The following is an 18151-nucleotide window of genomic DNA, read 5'->3' as shown; positions in this document are numbered from 1 at the left end:
CGCCGCCTCCACGGCGGGGCGTCCCGGTTCACGCCAGCCGGATCACGTTCCAGGACAGCGGCTCCAGTACGGCGGAGAGCCGCCCGTCCTCCAGGACCGTGCCCTCGGCCGGGTGCGGGACGACCCGCCCGGGCTCGGCGAGGGTGTTGCGGGCGCCGGGGTCGGCGTCGGCCAGGACGCTGTGCTCGACGACCGAGGTGAGGCCGAGGCCGCCCAGCGCCACCTCCAGGGGCAGCGCCCCGGTGCGGCAGCGGTTGACCGCGAAGACGGTGACCGTGCCGTCCTGCCCCCGTACGGCGGTGGCGTGCAGCAGATCGGTCTCGCCGTACTTCTCCGTCCGGTAGGTGGGCGAGTCCACCCGCACGTCGAGGACCTCGCCGCGGCCGTACCTCGACGCCTGGGCGAACGGGAAGAAGGTCGTCTGCCGCCAGGCCGGGCCGCCCGGCTCGGTCATGATCGGGGCGATCACGTTGACCAGCTGGGCGAGACAGGCGACGGTCACGCGGTCGGCGTGCCGGAGCAGCGCGATGAGCAGCGAGCCGAGGACGACCGCGTCGGTGACGCTGTAGCTGTCCTCGAGCAGGCGTGGCGCCTCGGGCCAGTCCAGGGCGCTGACCTGGGCGTCGGCACGGGACATGTACCAGACGTTCCACTCGTCGAAGGAGAGGTTGATCTTCTTCTTGGACTTGAGGAGGGCGCCGACGTGGTCGCACGTGGCGACCACGTTCTCGATGAAGGACTCCATGTCGACGGCGGAGGCGAGGAAGGAGTCGACGTCGCCGTCGTGCGGCTCGTAGTAGGCGTGCAGGGAGATGTGGTCGACGAAGTCGTACGTCTCCTTCAGGACCGTCGCCTCCCATGCGGCGAAGGTCTCCATCGACTGCCCGGAGGAGCCGCAGGCGACGAGTTCGACGCCCGGGTCGATCTGGCGCATGGCGCGCGCGGTCTCGGCCGCGACGCGGCCGTACTCCTCGGCGGTCTTGTGGCCGGTCTGCCAGGGGCCGTCCAGCTCGTTGCCCAGGCACCAGAGCCGGATCCCGAAGGGGTCCTTGTCGCCGTGCTCGGCGCGCAGGTCCGACAGGGCGGTGCCGGAGGGGTGGTTGGCGTACTCCTGGAGCTGAATGGCCTCGGCGACTCCCCGGGTGCCGAGGTTGACGGCCATCATGGGTTCGGCCTGGGGACCGATCTTCCTGAGGAACGCGATGTACTCGGAGAGGCCGAAGCGGTTGGACTCCGTGGTGCGCCAGGCGAGGTCGAGCCGGCGGGGACGGTTCTCGGCGGGGCCGACCGAGTCCTCCCACCGGTAACCGGAGACGAAGTTGCCACCGGGGTAGCGGATGGTGGTGACTCCGAGCTCCCTGACGAGGTCGAGGACGTCCCCGCGGATTCCCTCCGGGTCCGCGGTGGGGTGGCCCGGTTCGAAGACGCCGGTGTAGACGCAGCGGCCGAGGTGTTCCACGAACGAGCCGAAGAGCCGGGGGTTGACTTCGCCGACGGTGAAGGCGGGGTCGAGGGTGAAGCGGGCGGTGCGCAATGTGGTCCTTTCGGGGGCTCGGCGGAAATCACTGACCTGCCAGGCCGGTGTGGGCGACGCCCGCCACGATCTGGCGCTGGAAGAAGACGAAGACGATGATCAGCGGCAGGCCCGCCATGAGGCCGCCGGCCATGAGCTGGGCCCACTGGATGCCGTAGGAGTTCATGACGGTCGCGATGCCGTTCGGCATGGTCATCAGGTCGGGGTTGTTGGTGACCATGTAGGGCCACAGGAAGTTGTTCCACGAGCTGATGAAGGTGAAGATGCCGACGGCTGCGAGAGAGGGGCGGGAGAGCGGCACGATGATCGTGAGGAAGACCCGCCAGCGGCCGGCGCCGTCGATGAAGGCGGCCTCCTCCAGTTCGCGCGGGATGCCCTGGAAGAACTTGTAGAGGATGTAGACCATCGCGGCGGGCGCGCACTGGGGCAGGATCATGCCCCAGTAGGTGTCGACCATGCCCATCTGCTGGACGGTGGTGAACAGGGGGACACCGAGGACGGCGGGCGAGACCATCAGCCCGGTCATGACCACGCCCAGCAGGACGCTCTTGCCGCGGAACTCGGTGCGGGCGAAGCCGTATCCGGCGAGTGCGGCCACGACCAGCACCACGGCGGTCACGCATACGGAGACGACCAGTGAGTTCACGAACCAGTTGGTGATGTTGCCGTTCTCGAGCACGGCCGTCCACGCCTGGCCGGTCCAGTTCCGGGGGAGCCAGTGCGGCGGTACCTCGACGGCCTCGGTCTCCGACTTCAGCGAGGTGAACAGCGCCCAGGCGAACGGCGCGAGGAACACCACGGAGACGGCGGTGCCGAGGAGGGTGAGCACGATCTGGCTCGGGGTCCAGGACCGGCGGGGCGTAGCCGCCGGTACCCGCTGTGCGGCGGTGGTCATCGGCCGCCCTCCTCACGGTTGCGCAGCAGCCACATCCGGGCGAGGGCGACGGCCGCGATGATCACGAAGAAGATGATGGAGATGGCGGAGGCGTAGCCCACGCGGTAGCTGGTGAAGCCCTGTTCGAGGGTGTACTGCACGAAGGTGCGGGTCGATTCCTCGGGTCCCGGGCCGAAGTCCTGGATGACGACGGCCTGGTCGAAGACCTGGAGCGAGGCGAGGATCTGCAGGGCGACGACGAGGCCGGTGATGTTGCGCAGCATCGGCAGGGTGATGTGGACCATGCGGTGCCAGGCATTCGCGCCGTCGAGCCTGGCGGCCTCGTAGAGGTGGGCGGGGACGCCCTGCAGGGCAGCGAGGTACAGCAGGAAACTGAAGCCGACGGTCCACCACAGGGTGGTGATGACGACGGCGAGCATGGCGTACGACTTGTCGGTGAGCCAGGGTGTCCCGATGCCGAAGACATGGTTGATCATGCCGGTGCCGGGGTTGAACAGCCACTGCCACAGGTTGGCGGCGACGGTGGACGGCAGCAGGAACGGCATGAAGAAGCACAACCGCCACAGCCACTTCCCGCGTTCGATGTGGTGGGCGAGCATGGCGAGGAGGAAGGCGAGGACCGTGATGCAGGGGACGACGAGCAGTGTGAAGTAGGCGCTGTGGCCGAAGGAGTCCCACACGAGGGGGTCGTCGAGGGCCTCGCGGTAGTTGTCGAGGCCGACGAAGCTCGCGCCGTCGCCGGAGATGTTGGCGTCGGTGAAGCTGAGGTAGAGGCCGCGGAGCAGGGGCCAGATCACGAAGAGCGCGAACACGGCGAGGAAGGGGGCGACGAACCACCCGCCGTGCTGGAAGCCCTGCCCCCGGCGGACGGTGACACCGGCGGCGGCGGTCTTCACACGGGCGGGGCGGATGGCGGTCCCGGCGCTGGTCGTCGTCATGCGAGCGCACCTCCCTGCGCGGCCGTGCGGCCGTCCATGGGGTTCTTGGTGGCGAGGAGCCGGGTGAGGGTGCTCTCCATCCGGCGGGCGACGGCGTCCGGCGCGGCGGAGCCCACCGTGGAGGAGACGACGAGCGGGCCGACGCGCTGGGCGAGGATGCCGGTGGAGCCGGCGAACCACACCTTGGGTTCGGTGGCCTGGTGGTCCATGGCCGAGACGTACTCGCTCTGCGGGGTGAGCTTGCGGTACGCGTCCGTGGTCAGGGTGGGCGTGTGGGCGGGAATGTGGCCGCCGCCGGCCCAGGCGAGCGCGTTCCGGACGACGTGGGCGGCGAGCCGGTGAGCGCCCTCGTCGGCCGCACCGCCCCGGTCCGCCTGGTGCGGGAGGACGAAGGCGTGGGACTCGGCGTGGGTGGCCTGCCTGCCGAAGACGGGTGGCAGCGGGGTGGCTCCGTAGTCGAGCTTCGCGCCGTCGAAGACGGGCACCGACCAGTTGCCCTCCCAGGCGAACGGGGCGCCGTTGACGAACTGTTCGGCACCCGCGCCGCCGCCGAAGCCGGGGTCGGCGTGTCCGTCGGTGATGTGGCGGCGCAGGAACTCGAGGACCTGGGTGGCCTTGCCGGTGTCGAAGGTGACCTCGGTCTGGGCGTCGTTGAACCAGGTGCCGCCGAGCTGGGTGTAGAAGGCGACGAAGAACCACCACTGGAAGTTCTGGTCGTTGTGCCACAGGCCGATCGTCTGCAGACCCTTCGCAGTGGCCTTCCGGGCTTCCTTCAGCACGTCGAACCACTCGTCGGTGGAGGTGACTCGCACCATGCGGCCGTCGGGGTCCAGCAGGCCGGCCCGCTCGAGTACGTCCTTGCGGTAGAAGCAGAGCTGGACGTGGATGTCCAGCGGGAGCGCGTAGAGCTTGCCGTCGATCACGCCGCGTTTCCACAGTTCCGGGTTGAAGTCCGCTTCTCGCACGCCGTACTTGGCGAGCAGGTCGGTGTCCCAGGGGTCGAGGAGACGGCCGGGTGAGAATCCGGTGACCCGGCCCAGGTGCATGACGCCGAGGTCGGGGGCGCGGTTGCCCGCGGCGGCCATGGCGAGTTTGGTGTAGAAGGGGCTGCCCCACTGGAGGGTGGAGTCCTTCACCTCGGTGTCCGGATGCTCCGCGCGGAAGGAGTCCAGCATCGCGATCATGTTGTATCCGTCGCCGCCGCTGAAGAGGTTCCAGTAGCGCACGCGGGTGTCCGCCCCGGAGGCGAGCGCGTCGGCTCCCGTCCCGAGCGCCGCAAAGCCGAAGCTTCCGGCGACCGTCAACCCGCCTACTCCGGCGAGGAGTTGCCTGCGATTCAGGCCAGGTCGTCCCATACCCTGCCCCCTCTGCTCATGATTACCCCAAGCCACTGCCCGAGACTCTGTTCGGTATCTCGAATGCCGCTCGTAACTTCGAACCGGACCGTAGGTGTGATGCTCATGGCGCGTCAATGGTTCGGGCAAGAACTCGGGGCGGGACCTTCCGCGCCCGTCATCGCATGACGCGGACACGTCCCGCCGCGTAGGCTCGAACGGCCTTCGGCACGGTCCGCGGGCGTGAACGGCGTTCGCTACGGCGGGTGATGAGAGGGAGGTAACGCGATGGGGCGCGTGGACGCGGCCATGGGGCCCGCCTCGTCCCTCGGCACGTTCTACACGTCCTTCTGGTGGATCCCGGCCGGCGTGCTGGCCGCCGCCCTGGCGATCAAACTCCCCACGATCATCAGGCTGTGGAAGGACCCGCTGCTGCGCGCGGTCGGCGGACTGCTGCTGCTCGCCTGCGCGGTGTTCGTGTTCGTCGCGCCGTCGACCATCGCCTGGGTCAACCGGGTGACCGGCGTGCCCAACATCTCGGCGCCCTGGGTGTACTCCCTGCTGACCGCCTTCTGCGCGTCCTGCCTGCTGCTGATCATCGCCTGGCGCGACGGGCTGCCCGAGCACTCCGCCTCCACCCGCCGCGCCACCCGCTGGGTCGTCTCCGTCTACGGGGGCGTCATCGCCGCGCTGTGGGTGCTGTTCGCCCTCGCCGACGTACCGGTCGAGCGGACCCGGGACCTGGACACCTACTACGCCACCACGCCCTTCATGCGCGAGGAGATCCTGCTCTACCTCCTCGCGCACACCACCGCCGTCCTCATCACCTCGAAGCTGATCTGGAACTGGATCCGCACCGACGGACTCGATGCCTGGCTGCGCTGGGGACTGAAGTTCCTGGGCATCGGCTACGCGCTGAACCTCGGCTTCGACGCCGCCAAACTGACCGCCGTGGGGGCCCGCTGGACCGGGAACGACCTGGACTGGCTCAGCCTGCACGTGGCCCCCGCGCTGGCCTGTCTGTCGGCCGTGTCGATCGCGGTCGGCTTCATCCTGCCGCACGCCGGCCAGTACCTGCACGAGCGCTGGCGGATCCGGCTGGCCCACCGCCGGCTGCGGCCGCTGTACCTGCTGATGCGGGATGTGCACGGCTCCGGCCTGCCGTTCGTCCTGCGTGCCAGCCCCGAACTGCGGCTGACCCGGCGCGAGACGTTCATCCGCGATGTACTGCTGCCGCTCGCCCGCCGCACCGACGAGCGGCTGCGCGCACGGTCGTATGCCGCCGCCCTGTCCCTGGGTCTGCCGCCCGAGCGGGCGAAGGCGTGCGCCGCGGCCGTGGTGGTCCTCGACGCGGTCGGGGCCGGTCCCGGAGCGGACGGCGGCGACGCCGGCGGCCCCGGGACGACGGAACTGCTCCACGAGATCGGCGCCGTCTCGCGGGCCCTGCGCCACCCCGACCTGATCCGGGAGATCCGCGCCCGCGCGGTGGCACCCGGCGACACCGTGGCGGTCACCGAGTGACCGTGCCACACGTGGAACTGGCCGGGACGGCACCCGTCTTGGCATATTGCACTGGTGACCGAGCGACACCCAGGGGAGCAGGGAGACAGCGGTGCGGACAGGGAAGGAGATGCGTCGCCTCGCTGACGCCCTCATCGACCCCATCGAGGTGGCGATACCGGCCGATCCCGAGGTGCTGTTCGAGGCACTCGTCGCGTCCGTCAGCGCCTGGCGGGGACGCGACGTACTCGTCCACCGGGCGGCGTTCCCCCCGCACACCGCGAGCGGACTGTGGCTGGAGCGTGAGAGCCACGACGACGTGATCGTGGACGAACGCGCCGCCATGTGGCACCAGATCGTGATCTTCTGCCACGAGGTGTGGCACATGAGCCGCCGCGAGGCGGGCCCGGACACCGGCACGCACCCCGGGCCGGTCGCCGCGCGCACCGACTTCAGCCTGGCGGAGGAGCAGGAGGCGGACCGCTTCGGCATGCTGATGGGCCGTCGGCTGCGCACCTGGCTGGAGGCCTCCACCGGCTCCGGGTACGCCGTCGGGGGCGAGGCCGGCTCCGGGAATCCCCAGGACCTCGCGGGACGCATCGGGGCCGCGCTCAACTACCGCGGGACGAAGAGATGAGCGGCCTCGTCAACTACGTCAGCTGCGGGGTGCTCTGGCTCGGGCTGCTGGTGAAGGCCCCCGATCTGCTGCGGCACGGGCGTGATCCGTATCTGCGGGCGCTCTGCGCGGTGCTGGGACTGGCGGGGCTGTGCTTCTTCCTCGGGGCGCCGCCGACGGTCGGCGCCGTCAACCGGATCGGCGGCGTGCCCAACCTGGCGGCGCCCATCACCTACGCGGCGATCACCGGGTACTGCGCCGCCTCCCAGGTCCTGATCGTGCACTGGCGCGGAGGGCCCCGGGTGCGCCGCACCGTCCGCCGCTGGATGGTCGCCTACACCCTCGTGGTCCTCGGCATCGCGGTGACCTTCGCCCTCGGGGACGCGCCGGTGGAGCGCCGTACCGACCTGGACACCTACTACGCGACGACGCCGTTCATGGCCCAGATGATCGTGCTGTACCTGCTGGCGCACCTCACCACCACGACCGTCACCACGGTGTCCGCGCTGCGCTGGGCACGCGGGGTACGGGGCGGACTGCGGGCGGGGCTGGTCCTGCTCGGCACCGGAACGCTGTGCGGGGCCGGATACAGCGTGGCCAAGCTGATCGCGGTGGGCGCCCGCTGGTCCGGGCGGGACTGGTCGGCGCTCGGCACCACCGTCTCGCCGGCCGCCGCCGGACTCGGCGCCCTGCTGACCGTGGTCGGGGTGCTGGTGCCGCTGATGACACCGCGGGTCGCCGAAGGGTGGCGGGCCCGGCGGACGTACGCCCGGCTCGAGCCGCTGGAGCGGGCGCTGGAGGACCTCCTCACCCGTCGGACCCTGCGGCTGCCCCGGCCCCGGTTCGCCTCCCCCACCACCCGGCTGATGTGGCGCCAGACCAGCATCCACAACGCGCTCGGCCATCTGGACGCCTACTTCGACCGGGAGCTGTACGGCCGGACCCGCGCCGGCGCTCTGGCGGCGACGGGGGATCCCGAGCGGGCGGAGGCCGCCGCGTGGGCCGCGGTGATCACGGCGGCGGTCCGGCGGGAGGCCGACCCGGCCCGGCCGGGCCCGCCCGCCGGCGGCGCCGGACGGCTCCCCGGCGGCGTGCCCGATCCGGCCGTGCTCGCCCGGATCGCCGACGCGCTGGCCGGCACCGTCCCGCTCCCGGCGGCACCCGTCACACCCAGCGGCCCCACGGCGGGCACGACGGCCGGTACGACGGCGGGCACGACGGCGGGCACGACGGCGGGCACGACGGCCGGTACGAAGGCCGGCACGACGGCGGGCACGACGGCCGGTACGACGGCGGGCACGTCATGAACCAGGGCTGCTACGAGAGGAGTCGGCCGACGTGAGCCTCGTCGTCTATCTGGCGGCCTTCGTCTTCGCGATGACCTCCGCGCTGCTGTTCCGCCGGCCGCGCAGAGCCATGCGGAACCCGCTGACCGTCTCCACCTGCGTGGCGATCGTCCTCGGGGCGCTGGTCTTCGTGTGCGCCGCCCCGGCCACCCTGTCCACCGTCAACGAGTTCACCGGCATCCCCAACTTCGGGGCCCCGCTGACCTACGGCATGCTCTCCTCGTACAGCTGCTCCGTGCTGGTGCTGCTGATCAACTGGCGGGGTGGTTCGCGGGAGCAGGTGCGGCGCCGGGTCTGGCGCGTCATCACCGCCTACGCCCTGCTGGTCGCCGCCATCGTCGCCCTCTTCCTGCTCGCCGACGCGGACACCGAGCGGCTCACCGACCTCGACACCTACTACGCCAACACGCCGTTCATGCGGGAGATGATCCTGCTCTACCTGCTCGGGCACAGCGTGGCGATGCTGGTGATGTGCGCCGTCTGCGTCAAGTGGGGGCGCGAGGTCGGGGGCCCGCTGCGCACCGGGCTGCGGCTGATCCTCATCGGCGCCCTGCTGGACCTGGTGGGGTTCCAGGCGACCAAGTACACAGCGGTCGTGGCGCGTTGGACGGGCCACGACCTCGACTTCCTCTCCACCAGCCTCGCCCCGCCGATGGCCTCGCTGGCCGCGCTGCTGTGTTCGGCGGGTTACCTGCTGCCGTCCACGGTCGCCCAGTGGCGGGCGCTGGGCGACCACCGGCGGCTGGCCCCGCTGTGGTCCCTGGTGAAGTCGGCGTCCACCGCGCCCAAACCGCCGGCCGGCTGGTGGCGGCTGCCCCGGGCACGCCTGCAGTGGCGCGAGGTGTCGATCCACGACGCGCTGCTCGCCCTGGCACCGTACTTCGACCACCGGGTGCGCGAACGGGTCCGGGACCACGCCCTGCGCGCGGGCCGCTCCCCGCACGAGGCCCGGCTCGCCGCGGAGGCGGCCCTGCTCGCCGACGCGGCACGGCGGGCCGCCGCCCGCGAGGAACCGCCCCAGACCGCCGGCACCTACCGGCTGCACGCCACCGAGGTCTCCGGCACCGGCGGGCTGGTGGAACTGGCCCAGGCGCTGCACCGGCCGGCCGCCGCGCCCGGCGGCGCGGCGGCGCCCTCCCTTGCCGAATCCACCGGATCCATGACCGAACCCGAGGAGCCCCATGTCGCGTAGAGCTGTCGTCATCGGTGCCGGTCTGGCCGGCATGCTGGCCGCGGCCGCCCTGTCCGCCGCGGGGGCGGACGAGGTGATCGTGCTGGACCGGGACGAGCTGCCGGACGGGCCCGAGCACCGCAAGGGGCTGCCGCAGGGCAGGCACGCCCATCTGCTGATGCCCGGCGGCATGAGCGCCATGGAGGAACTGCTGCCGGAGGCGGGGCTGCGGGCCCGGCTGCTGACCGCGGGCGCGCACGAGATATCGCTCAGCTCGGGCATGCTGGCGCTCACCCCCGAGGGCTGGCTGCGGCGGTGGCGGCGCGCGGGCCCGGTCATGCTGACGTGCAGCCGCGCGCTGCTGGACTGGGTGGTGCGGGAGACGGTCAGGCAGCAGGCGCCGGTGGAGATCCGCAGGGCGGCGGTGATCGGGCTGACGGGTTCCGCGGGGCGGGTCCGCGGGGTGCGGATCGCCGCGCCCGGCGGGGATACGGACCTCGATGCGGATCTGGTCGTGGACGCGAGCGGCCGGGGGACCCGCGTGGTCAGCTGGCTGGGCGGGCTCGGGCTGACCGGGGTGCGGGAGCGGGCCGTGGACTCCGGGCTGGTGAACGCCTCACGGGTGTACCGGGTGCCGGAGGGGGCGGAGCGCTTTCCGCTGACGATCGTGCAGTCCAACCCATATGTGTCGCGGCCGGCCCGCAGCGCGATGGTCATGCCGATCGAGGGGAACCGCTGGCTGGTGAGCTGCGGCGGTTCCCGCGGAGGTGAGCCGCCGGCCGACCCGGAGGGGTTCCTGCGGTACGCGCTCGCGCTGCCCGACCCGATCGTGGGCCGGCTGATCTCCGGGGCGGAGCCGCTCACCGATGTGCATCTGAGCCGGTCGACCAGCAACGTACGGCGGTATCTGGAGGAGCTGCCGCGCTGGCCGGAGCGGTTCGTGGTGCTCGGGGACGCGCTGGCCACGTTCAATCCGGCGTACGGGCACGGGATGTCGGTGGCGGCGTTCGGGGCGCGGGTGCTCAGCCGTGAGCTGGGCCACGGCGGAGGGCTGGGTGCGCCCGGCCTGGCGCGGCGGGTGGTGCGGGGGGCGGCGCGGTCGGCGGACGCGGCGTGGTCGATGGCGGTCAGTCAGGATGTGCTGTATCCGGAGGTGCGGGGCGGCCGGCCGACCGCGGGCGACCGGGTGCTGACGGCGTACACCCGGCGGATGATGCGGGCGGCCACGGGGTCGTATGCGGCGGCGTCGGCGATCTGGGACGTCACGAGTCTGAGTGCGCCGCCGGCGCGGATGTTCCGGCCGGGGGCGGTGCTGGCCGCTGTCGCGGGGTCCGCGTTGCCTCCGCTGGCGGGGGCGCCGATGACGGAGGGCGAGCGGGGGGTGCTGCGGGCGCTGGACCGTACGGGGGTGTGAGGTTCCTCCGCCCCCTCCGCCCCTTCCCTGTCCTGTCCCCGGGGGCGCTGCCCCCGGACCCCCGGCTCCTCGAACGCCGGAGGGGCCTGAATTCAGCCCTTCCGGCGTTCGAGGACCGCGGGATACCGCTTCAGCCGGCGAACGGGGGCTGGGCGACGCCCTGGCCCGCGTCCGGGACCACCAGGAGAGCACCCGCCAGGGGGTGCGGGGACGTCAGGCCCACGCGGGCCGTGGTGATGTAGAGGTCGGTCAGCGACGGGCCGCCGAACGCGCAGGCCGTGACCCGGGGAACAGGCAGCCGGATCTCCCGGTCCAGCTTCCCCTCGGGCGTGTACCGGCGGACCGCGCCGCCGTCCCACAGCGCCACCCAGACGCAGCCGTCGGCGTCCACGCACAGCCCGTCGGGAAAGCCCGCGCCGTCCTCGAGGGCCGCGACCGAGCGGCGGTTGCTGATGCGGCCGTCCGCCTCCCCCACGTCGAAGACGTCCAGTCGCCGCGTCGGTGTGTCGATGTAGTACATCAGCCGTCCGTCGGGGCTCCACCCCGTGCCGTTGCTCACCGTCACGTCGTCGAGCAGGAGCTTCACCGTGCCGTCGCCGCCGACCCGGGACAGCGTGCCGCCGCACGGGGCCTCGTCGTAGCGCATCGTGCCGGCGAGGAGACTGCCGTCGGGGGCGACGGCGGCGTCGTTGCCGCGGCGGCCGGGGACGGGCTCGCGGTGCAGCCAGCGGAAGGTGTCGTCGGGGTCGATCAGGCCGATCCCGTCCCGCAGGTTGAGGACGAGGCCGCCGCCCGCGCGGGGCTTGACGGCGCCCACGTGCTGGTCGGTGCGGCGGACGCCGCGCCGCCCGGTGGCGGGGTCGTAGGTGTGGACGCGGGAGCCGAGGATGTCGATCCACAGCAGGCGCCCGGTGGCCGGGTCCCAGGTGGGCCCCTCTCCGAGGGCTGCCTCCGCGCGGACCGCCACGTCGAATGTGCTCGTCATGCCATGCTCCTGTGGCCCAGCCGCTCGGACAGTTCGGCGGCTCCCTTGACGGCGAGCTGCTCCAGCTCGCCCAGCCGCTCGTCACTCCAGCGGATCATCGGTACGGAGATCGACAGCGCGGCGACCACCTGTCCCGTGCGGTCGCGCACCGGCGCGGCGACGCAGGAGACGTCCGGGTTGGACTCGCGGCTCTCCACGGCGACGCCCCGGTCACGGATCCCGGCGAGGGTCTCGCGCAGCGCGGCCGGGTCGGTGATGCTGTTGGGGGTCATCGCCGTCAGCTCGGCGTCGTCGGGCAGGCGCGCGGTGAGCTCCGGTTCGGGAAGGGAGGCCAGCAGCATCTTGCCGACGGAGGTGCAGTGGGCGGGCAGCCTGCGGCCGGCCGCCGACACCATGCGCACCGCGTGGGTGGAGTCGACCTTGGCGATGTAGATGACGTCGGTGTCCTCCAGGATCGCCACGTGCACCGTCTCGTCGCAGGTCTCGGCGACGGAGCGGGCGACCTGCTGGCCCTCGGCGGCGAGGTCGAGGTGTTCGGCGTAGCGGGCGCCGAGCTGGTACGGGCGTACGCCGAGCCGGTAGCGTCCGGGCTGGCCGGCCACCGGGACGATGTACTTCCGGGCGGCGAGCGTGGTCACCAGCTCGTGGACGGTGGTGCGTGGCAGCTGGAGTCTGCGCACGATGTCCGGGGCGGAAAGCGTCCCGTCCCCGTCGAGGAAGAGCTCGAGAATGTCGAGAGCCCGGGTCACGGCTGGTACGAGGCGTCCCACGACCGGCCCCCTCTCCATGTGTCTCAGGCACCTGGAACATCTCGTTCGAGATTTCAACAGGCGATCGGTATGACGAACGCAGGCTACCCAAAGGCCGCTCGGACCGGCAATGGGGGCAGCCCCGCGGAGCCCGCGGAATCCGCCGGCTCCCGGCCCCTCCCGTACTCACGGACGCGGTGAACTCCCTGCCCGGTCATCTCCGGCGCTGTGTCGTCGCCTTCGCGCGGACGTGCGGCCGGAGCCCTGCTGTGACCCCGTTCCGGGTACGGCGGGCGCCCCCGGTGGGCGACGATGGTGCCCGTGCCCACCGGACAGAACCCCGCCGGCCCGTTCACCCCGGCCGACTTCCAGCTCGTACTGCTGCGCCGCATGGCCGATCACAACCCCGGCCCGGTGGAGGACGCCCGGCGTCGGCTGGGCGCCTCCCTCGCGGACATGCGCGAGGCGAACAAGCGCTGGCAGGCCATGATCCGCTCACCGCGCTCCCGCCCGGCCCTCTCCCGGTACCGGTCGGTGCTGGGTGAGCCGGAGTCCCGCACCCCGCGCAGGATCGGCGACCTGGACTGCGAGGCGTGGCGGTGGCCGCTCCCGCTCTGGCCCTCCCTGCGCTTCGAGGTGCTGACCCCGGCGGGCGGCGGCGCGGTGTGGAACGAGTGGCTCGTCCGCGCGCCGGAGGCCGAAGCGCCGCCCCTGCGCACGGTGGAGGACCTCACGCCCTGGTCCTGCACGGTGGACGAGGCCGCCCGCGCCTTCGCGCCCGCCCGCCCCCTGGAGGGCACCGCCCCGACCCGGTGGGGGCTCGTCTTCACGGCGCCGGACGCGAGCGGTGTCCCGCGCGAGGTGGTCGCCGAGTTCACCTGGGGGCTGCTGCAGCGTACGGCGGTCAGCGACCCGTGGCCTTGAGGATCTCCCCGACCACGCGCGGCACCGACTCCGGGTGCAGCCACAGGAACAGGTTCGGTTCGACCAGTTCCAGCTCCATCACGCGGGGCAGACCGTCCTCCCCGTCCACCAGGTCGACCCGCGCGTACAGCAGTTCGGGCCGGCCCGGCACCGAGGCCAGCGCCTTGCGGGCGACGGCGGCCTCGACGAGGGCCGGGGTCCAGTCGGTCAGCCCCGGATGGGCGACCTTGCGCTGGTCGTAAGGGGTACCGGGGGCAAGTACGGGCCCCTTGCGACTGGCGTGCAGGAGACTCCCGCCGAAGAACTGCAGCGCCCGCTCGCCGGCGGTGTCGATACCGCGCACGTAGGGCTGCACCATCGCGGTGAACCCCTCGGCGTGCAGGTGCCGAAGGTGCCGCACGGCCATGTCGCGCTCGTCGGGGGCGTAGCGGGCGGCGAGCCGGGCGCCGGCACCGGAGGTGGGCTTGACGACGTACTCGTGGTCGCCGGGAAGGTCGGGGGCGTCCCCGGGGGCGAGGTACCGGGTGTCCACCACCGGCACCCCGGCGGCGGCGAGATCCCCGAGGTACCGCTTGTCGGTGTTCCACCGCACCACCTCCGCCGGATTGGCCAGCCGGGTCACCGCGGCGCACCGCTCGGCCCAGGCGGTGAACTCCGCCGCCCGCCAGCTGTAGTCCCAGGCCGAGCGGATCACCACGAGGTCGAAGCCCGCCCAGTCCACCCCGCCGTCGTCCCACACCTCGGCGGACGCCTCGGCCCCGGCCTCCCGCAACGCGCGGACCAGCTCCGGAAGATCCCGGTCCTCGGCGATGTCGGGGCCGGGTGCGCAGGTCACCAGCGCGATACGGGGCACAGCGCCTCACTCCTTATGCGAACAGATGATCGACGAGCAGGCTAACGCCTGCCCTCCGGGATCTGTAGCCGACACCGCGCTGACCCGCGATGTCGTCGAGGCGCCACGTTCCGTATCCTCCTCCCGCCGCACCGCGGACGACCGGGCTTGACCTTCACCTTCGGGGAAGCCCCAGCATCGATGCCGGAACGCGGAAACGCGGTGCGAGAGGGGGAAGGACGATGGACATGTTGACGATCGGCGCCTTCGCGAGGGCATGCCGGCTGTCCCCGAAGGCACTGCGTCTGTACGACGAGCTGGAGCTGCTGCGCCCCGCCCGGGTGGACCCGCACACCGGGTACCGCTACTACGCGGCGGAGCAGCTCGAAGCCCGGCCGGGCGACCGGTACCTCCTCTGTTCCGACGGCCTCCCGGCCGTCGTCACCGACGACACGATCAGGGAGCTGCTGAGCACCGCCCCGACCCCGGACGAGGCGGTCCACACCCTGATCACCGCGGCGAACGACTCGGGCGGCCCGGACAACGTGAGCTGCGTGGTGGCGGACGTACAGCGGATCCCGGCCTGACGCCACCGCCACACCTCACCACCCCGCCGGACCGTGCCGGCGGGGTGGTACGCGGTCCGGCGCCCCGCGAGCGCCGGGCTGCGCGACGCGCCCCGCATCGGGGTAGGTCACCCTGGACGGACCGGGCACCGGCCCGCACCGGACCGGTACGCCTGTACGCCTGTACGCCTGTACGCCTGTACGCCTGTACGCCTGTACGCCTGTACGCCTGTACGCCTGTACGCCCAGTACCGACCGCCCGAGCACCAGCGAGTCAAGGAGTACGACGCGTGTCCTCTCTCTTTCCCGCCCTGACCGGCGGCCCGGCCGCCGACCGCCCCGCCCTGCGCTTCGGCGAGCGCTCGCTGACGTACGGGGAACTCGCCGGAGCGGCCGGCGCGGTGGCCGGGGGCCTGACCCGGGTTCGCCGGGTCGCGGTGTGGGCCACGCCGTCCCTGGAGACCGCGGTCGCGGTCACGGGCGCGCTGCTCGCCGGTCCGGCCGTCGTGCCGCTCAACCCGAAGTCGGGCGAGAAGGAACTCGGCCACATCCTGACCGACAGCGCCCCCGACCTGGTGCTCGCCGCGCCCGGCGCACGGCTTCCCGGCCCCCTGGCCGGTCTGCCCCGCGTCCACGTGGACCCGGCGGCGAGGGCCCCGCTTCCCGACGACCGCGCCCGTGGCGAGGAGGACCCCGCCCTGATCGTCTACACCTCCGGCACCACCGGCCCGCCCAAGGGCGCCGTCCTCCCCCGCCGCGCGATCGCCGCGACGCTGGACGCCCTCACCGACGCCTGGCGGTGGACCGGTGACGACGTCCTGGTGCACGGGCTCCCGCTCTTCCATGTGCACGGCCTGGTCCTCGGCACGCTCGGCCCGCTGCGCCGCGGCGGCTCCGTGCGCCACCTCGGCGCCTTCACCACCGGGGGCGTGGCGCGCGAACTGAACGACGGCGCGACGATGCTGTTCGGCGTGCCGACGATGTACCACCGGATCGCGGAGGCGCTGCCCGCCGAGCCGGCACTGGCCAAGGCGCTGGCCGGGGCACGGCTGCTGGTGTCGGGGTCCGCGGCGCTGCCCGCGCACGACCACGAGCGGATCGCGGCGGCGACCGGACGGCGGGTCATCGAGCGGTACGGCATGACGGAGACGCTGATGCTGTGCTCGTCCCGGTGGACACCCCCGGATCCCCGGCCCGGCGTCCGCTCGGACGGCGAGGCCCGCGCCGGCACGGTGGGCGGGCCACTGCCGGGCGTGGAGCTGAGGCTGGTGGAGGAGGACGGGTCACCGGTGGCGGCGTACGACGGTGAGACGGTCGGCGAGATCCAGGTGCGCGGGCCGAACCTGTTCACCGGTTACCTGAACCTGCCGGACGCCACGGCCGCCGCCTTCACCGCCGACGGCTGGTTCCGCACCGGGGACATGGCGGTACGCGACGGCGACGGCGCTGTCCGGATCGTCGGCCGCAAGGCCACCGATCTGATCAAGAGCGGTGGTTTCAAGATCGGCGCGGGGGAGATCGAGAACGCGCTGCTGGAGCATCCGGGGGTGCGGGAGGCCGCGGTGACCGGGGAACCGGACGCCGATCTGGGTGAGCGGATCGTGGCGTGGGTGGTGCCGGCGGATCCGCAGTCGCCGCCCGGCCTGGAGGAGTTGGCCGCGCATGTCGCCGGGCGGCTCGCCCCGCACAAACGGCCGCGCACCGTCCACCATCTCGACGCCCTGCCCCGCAACGACATGGGCAAGATCATGAAGCGGGCGCTGACCGGTGGCTGACCGTCTCTCCGCCCGCGAGGCCGCGGCCGCCGTCACCGACGACTTCACCGAACTCCCCACCCGCATACGGGAGCCGGTCCCGGACGGTCCGCTGCACTGGCCCGGTTACGACGCCGCCCACACCCGCGCCGCCGGTCGCACCGGCGAGCGGGAGTCGGTGATCTGCGGCACGGCCCGGATCGGGGGCACCGAGGCGGTCGTCGCCGCCTTCGAGTTCGGCTTCCTCGGCGGTTCCCTCGGCGAGCGCACCGGCGACCGTCTGGAGGCGGCGTACGTCCATGCCCGCGCGCACCGGCTGCCGGTGGTGGTGCTGGTCGCCACCGGCGGCAGCCGGATGCAGGAGGGCATGCTCGCGCTCACCCAGCTGCAGCGGCTGGCCCGGGAGTCGGCGCTCACACGGGAGGCAGGACTGCCGCAGATCGCGGTGGTGCGGGACCCGACCACCGGCGGCGGCTGGGCCACGCTGGGGGCGGGCGCCGACGTCGTCCTCGCGCTGCCCGGCGCCCAGGTCGGTTTCGCCGGTTCCCGGGTCCGGCCGGTGGACGCGGACCCGGCGGCGTACACAGCCGAGGCGCAGGTGGCCGCGGGCGCGGCGGACGCGCTGGTACGGCCGGAGGAGCTGCGGGAGACCCTGGGCCACTGGCTGCGACTGCTGACCCGCCCCTCCACCACCCCGGCCGCACCGCCCCTCCCGCTGGGCGCGCGGGACCTCCCGGCCACCGGCTGGGAGGCGGTACGCCGCGCCCGCGCCCCCGAACGCCCCCGCGCCACCGCCTACCTGGACGCCTACTTCACCTCCCGGGTGACGATCGGCGGCGACCGCTGCGGCGGCACCGACCCCGGCGGCATGGTCTGCGGCTTCGGCGAGCACGAGGGCCGCACGGTCGCCTACGCGGCGCAGACCGGGGCGGCGACCCGGCCCGCCGGGTACCGCACGGCCGCCCGGCTGGTCCGGCTCGCCGACCGGCTCGGCATCCCGGTACTGACGCTGGTGGACACGCCGGGCGCGGCCAACGACGCGGAGGCGGAACGGCAGGGGGCGGGACCGGCCATCGCCGACCTGTTCGGCGCCGTGGCCTCCGCCCGTACGCCGGTCACCACCCTGGTCGTCGGCGAGGGCGGCTCCGGCGGCGCCCTGGCCCTGGCGGCTCCCGGTAACACCTGGGCCACCCCGGACAGCTACTTCTCGGTGATCGCCCCGGAGCTCGCGGCCGCCATCCTCAAACGGCCCCCGCAGGAGGCGGAGACGACGGCGGACCGGCTCCGCGTCCGTCCGCAGGACCTGGTGGAGCTGGGGGTGGTGAGAGGGATCGTGGGACAGGCGGGCCGTCCCGTCCCTTCTCCGTGACGGAGGGAGCCCGCGGTCACGGAGCACCGGGAGGTCTCCGCGCACGGACGCGCGCGCCTCACGGCCGGGGCAGCGCACAGCCGCCGAACGGCGCACAGCCGGAAGCGCACACGGCCGGGAGCGGCGGCACGGTCCCGGCCCGCCCCGCCCCCCGTTCGGCGGCCCCCCACCCGGCCCCCCAGGAAAGGCGGGCGCCCCCGGCCGGCGCGCACGATGCCTGAGAG

Annotated in this window: 15 protein-coding genes and 2 pseudogenes; 10 read left to right on the top strand and 7 right to left on the bottom strand. The window is 73.0% G+C overall.

The annotated features are described in order from the left end of the window. Positions 1–28: 28 nt before the first annotated feature. Genes HTV45_RS10340 through HTV45_RS10325 form a run of 4 tightly spaced genes read right to left on the bottom strand, consistent with a single transcriptional unit; the run spans position 29 to position 4722 of the window. Complete coding sequence (locus HTV45_RS10340; protein WP_215205382.1) at positions 29–1534, bottom strand: alpha-N-arabinofuranosidase; 1506 nt, start codon at positions 1532–1534, stop codon at positions 29–31. A 28-nt stretch (positions 1535–1562) separates the two neighbouring features. Next, positions 1563–2429, bottom strand: a complete 867-nt coding sequence (locus tag HTV45_RS10335) for a carbohydrate ABC transporter permease (RefSeq protein WP_215205381.1) — start codon at positions 2427–2429, stop codon at positions 1563–1565. Continuing rightward, positions 2426–3367, bottom strand: coding sequence for a carbohydrate ABC transporter permease (locus HTV45_RS10330; protein WP_215205380.1), 942 nt, complete (start codon positions 3365–3367; stop codon positions 2426–2428). Before HTV45_RS10330 ends, HTV45_RS10335 begins: the two co-directional genes overlap by 4 nt. Continuing rightward, positions 3364–4722, bottom strand: a complete 1359-nt coding sequence (locus HTV45_RS10325; RefSeq protein WP_215205379.1) for an extracellular solute-binding protein — start codon at positions 4720–4722, stop codon at positions 3364–3366. Before HTV45_RS10325 ends, HTV45_RS10330 begins: the two co-directional genes overlap by 4 nt. Positions 4723–4989: 267 nt before the next feature. Here HTV45_RS10325 and HTV45_RS10320 point away from each other — a divergent pair, with 267 nt between their 5' ends. The 5 genes from HTV45_RS10320 (at position 4990) to HTV45_RS10300 (ending at position 10748) form a co-directional block, all read left to right on the top strand. Next, positions 4990–6222: a DUF6545 domain-containing protein gene (locus HTV45_RS10320; RefSeq protein ID WP_215205378.1), complete on the top strand. Its 1233-nt coding sequence runs from the start codon at positions 4990–4992 to the stop codon at positions 6220–6222. Positions 6223–6331: 109 nt separating this feature from the next. Further along, on the top strand, positions 6332–6838 hold the full coding sequence (locus HTV45_RS10315) for a toxin (RefSeq protein WP_215205377.1): 507 nt from the start codon (positions 6332–6334) through the stop codon (positions 6836–6838). Further along, a complete protein-coding gene (locus tag HTV45_RS10310) occupies positions 6835–8124 on the top strand; it encodes an MAB_1171c family putative transporter (protein ID WP_251691863.1) in 1290 nt (429 codons plus the stop codon). The genes HTV45_RS10315 and HTV45_RS10310 overlap by 4 nt, the downstream gene beginning before the upstream one ends. A gap of 31 nt (positions 8125–8155) precedes the next feature. Beyond that, positions 8156–9355, top strand: a complete 1200-nt coding sequence (locus HTV45_RS10305) for an MAB_1171c family putative transporter (RefSeq protein ID WP_215205376.1) — start codon at positions 8156–8158, stop codon at positions 9353–9355. Then, positions 9345–10748 carry an FAD-dependent monooxygenase gene (locus HTV45_RS10300; protein WP_215205375.1) on the top strand — a complete coding sequence of 468 codons (1404 nt, stop codon included), beginning with the start codon at positions 9345–9347 and terminating at the stop codon, positions 10746–10748. The genes HTV45_RS10305 and HTV45_RS10300 overlap by 11 nt, the downstream gene beginning before the upstream one ends. A gap of 130 nt (positions 10749–10878) precedes the next feature. Here HTV45_RS10300 and HTV45_RS10295 read toward each other — a convergent pair whose 3' ends face one another. Together HTV45_RS10295 and HTV45_RS10290 are read right to left on the bottom strand one after the other, a co-directional pair. Beyond that, positions 10879–11733: an SMP-30/gluconolactonase/LRE family protein gene (locus tag HTV45_RS10295; RefSeq protein ID WP_215205374.1), complete on the bottom strand. Its 855-nt coding sequence runs from the start codon at positions 11731–11733 to the stop codon at positions 10879–10881. After that, positions 11730–12503 (bottom strand): IclR family transcriptional regulator, encoded by a 774-nt coding sequence (locus HTV45_RS10290; RefSeq protein ID WP_215205373.1) that lies wholly within the window; start codon positions 12501–12503, stop codon positions 11730–11732. The genes HTV45_RS10295 and HTV45_RS10290 overlap by 4 nt, the downstream gene beginning before the upstream one ends. 291 nt (positions 12504–12794) lie before the next feature. On the opposite strand from HTV45_RS10290, the gene HTV45_RS10285 reads away from it, so the two are divergent. Continuing rightward, positions 12795–13406 (top strand): hypothetical protein, encoded by a 612-nt coding sequence (locus tag HTV45_RS10285; RefSeq protein ID WP_215205372.1) that lies wholly within the window; start codon positions 12795–12797, stop codon positions 13404–13406. Here HTV45_RS10285 and HTV45_RS10280 read toward each other — a convergent pair. Beyond that, positions 13387–14259, bottom strand: coding sequence for a RimK family alpha-L-glutamate ligase (locus HTV45_RS10280; protein ID WP_215205371.1), 873 nt, complete (start codon positions 14257–14259; stop codon positions 13387–13389). The genes HTV45_RS10285 and HTV45_RS10280 overlap by 20 nt on opposite strands. Positions 14260–14348: 89 nt before the next feature. Between HTV45_RS10280 and HTV45_RS35020 the strand changes: the two are divergent. From HTV45_RS35020 to HTV45_RS10260, 4 genes and pseudogenes are all read left to right on the top strand, one after another. Beyond that, positions 14349–14615: pseudogene (locus HTV45_RS35020) on the top strand (MerR family DNA-binding transcriptional regulator); the annotation flags it as partial. A gap of 9 nt (positions 14616–14624) precedes the next feature. Then, positions 14625–14825 (top strand): annotated as a pseudogene (locus tag HTV45_RS34805) (PP2C family serine/threonine-protein phosphatase); the annotation flags it as partial. A 269-nt stretch (positions 14826–15094) separates the two neighbouring features. Further along, positions 15095–16579: an acyl-CoA synthetase gene (locus HTV45_RS10265; protein WP_215205370.1), complete on the top strand. Its 1485-nt coding sequence runs from the start codon at positions 15095–15097 to the stop codon at positions 16577–16579. Further along, on the top strand, positions 16572–17927 hold the full coding sequence (locus tag HTV45_RS10260) for a carboxyl transferase domain-containing protein (protein WP_215205369.1): 1356 nt from the start codon (positions 16572–16574) through the stop codon (positions 17925–17927). Before HTV45_RS10265 ends, HTV45_RS10260 begins: the two co-directional genes overlap by 8 nt. Positions 17928–18151 lie beyond the last annotated feature (224 nt).

The sequence above is a fragment of the Streptomyces sp. CHD11 genome (genome assembly GCF_018638295.1).
Lineage (GTDB): Bacteria > Actinomycetota > Actinomycetes > Streptomycetales > Streptomycetaceae > Streptomyces.
This window is presented reverse-complemented; position numbering and strand designations above follow the sequence as displayed.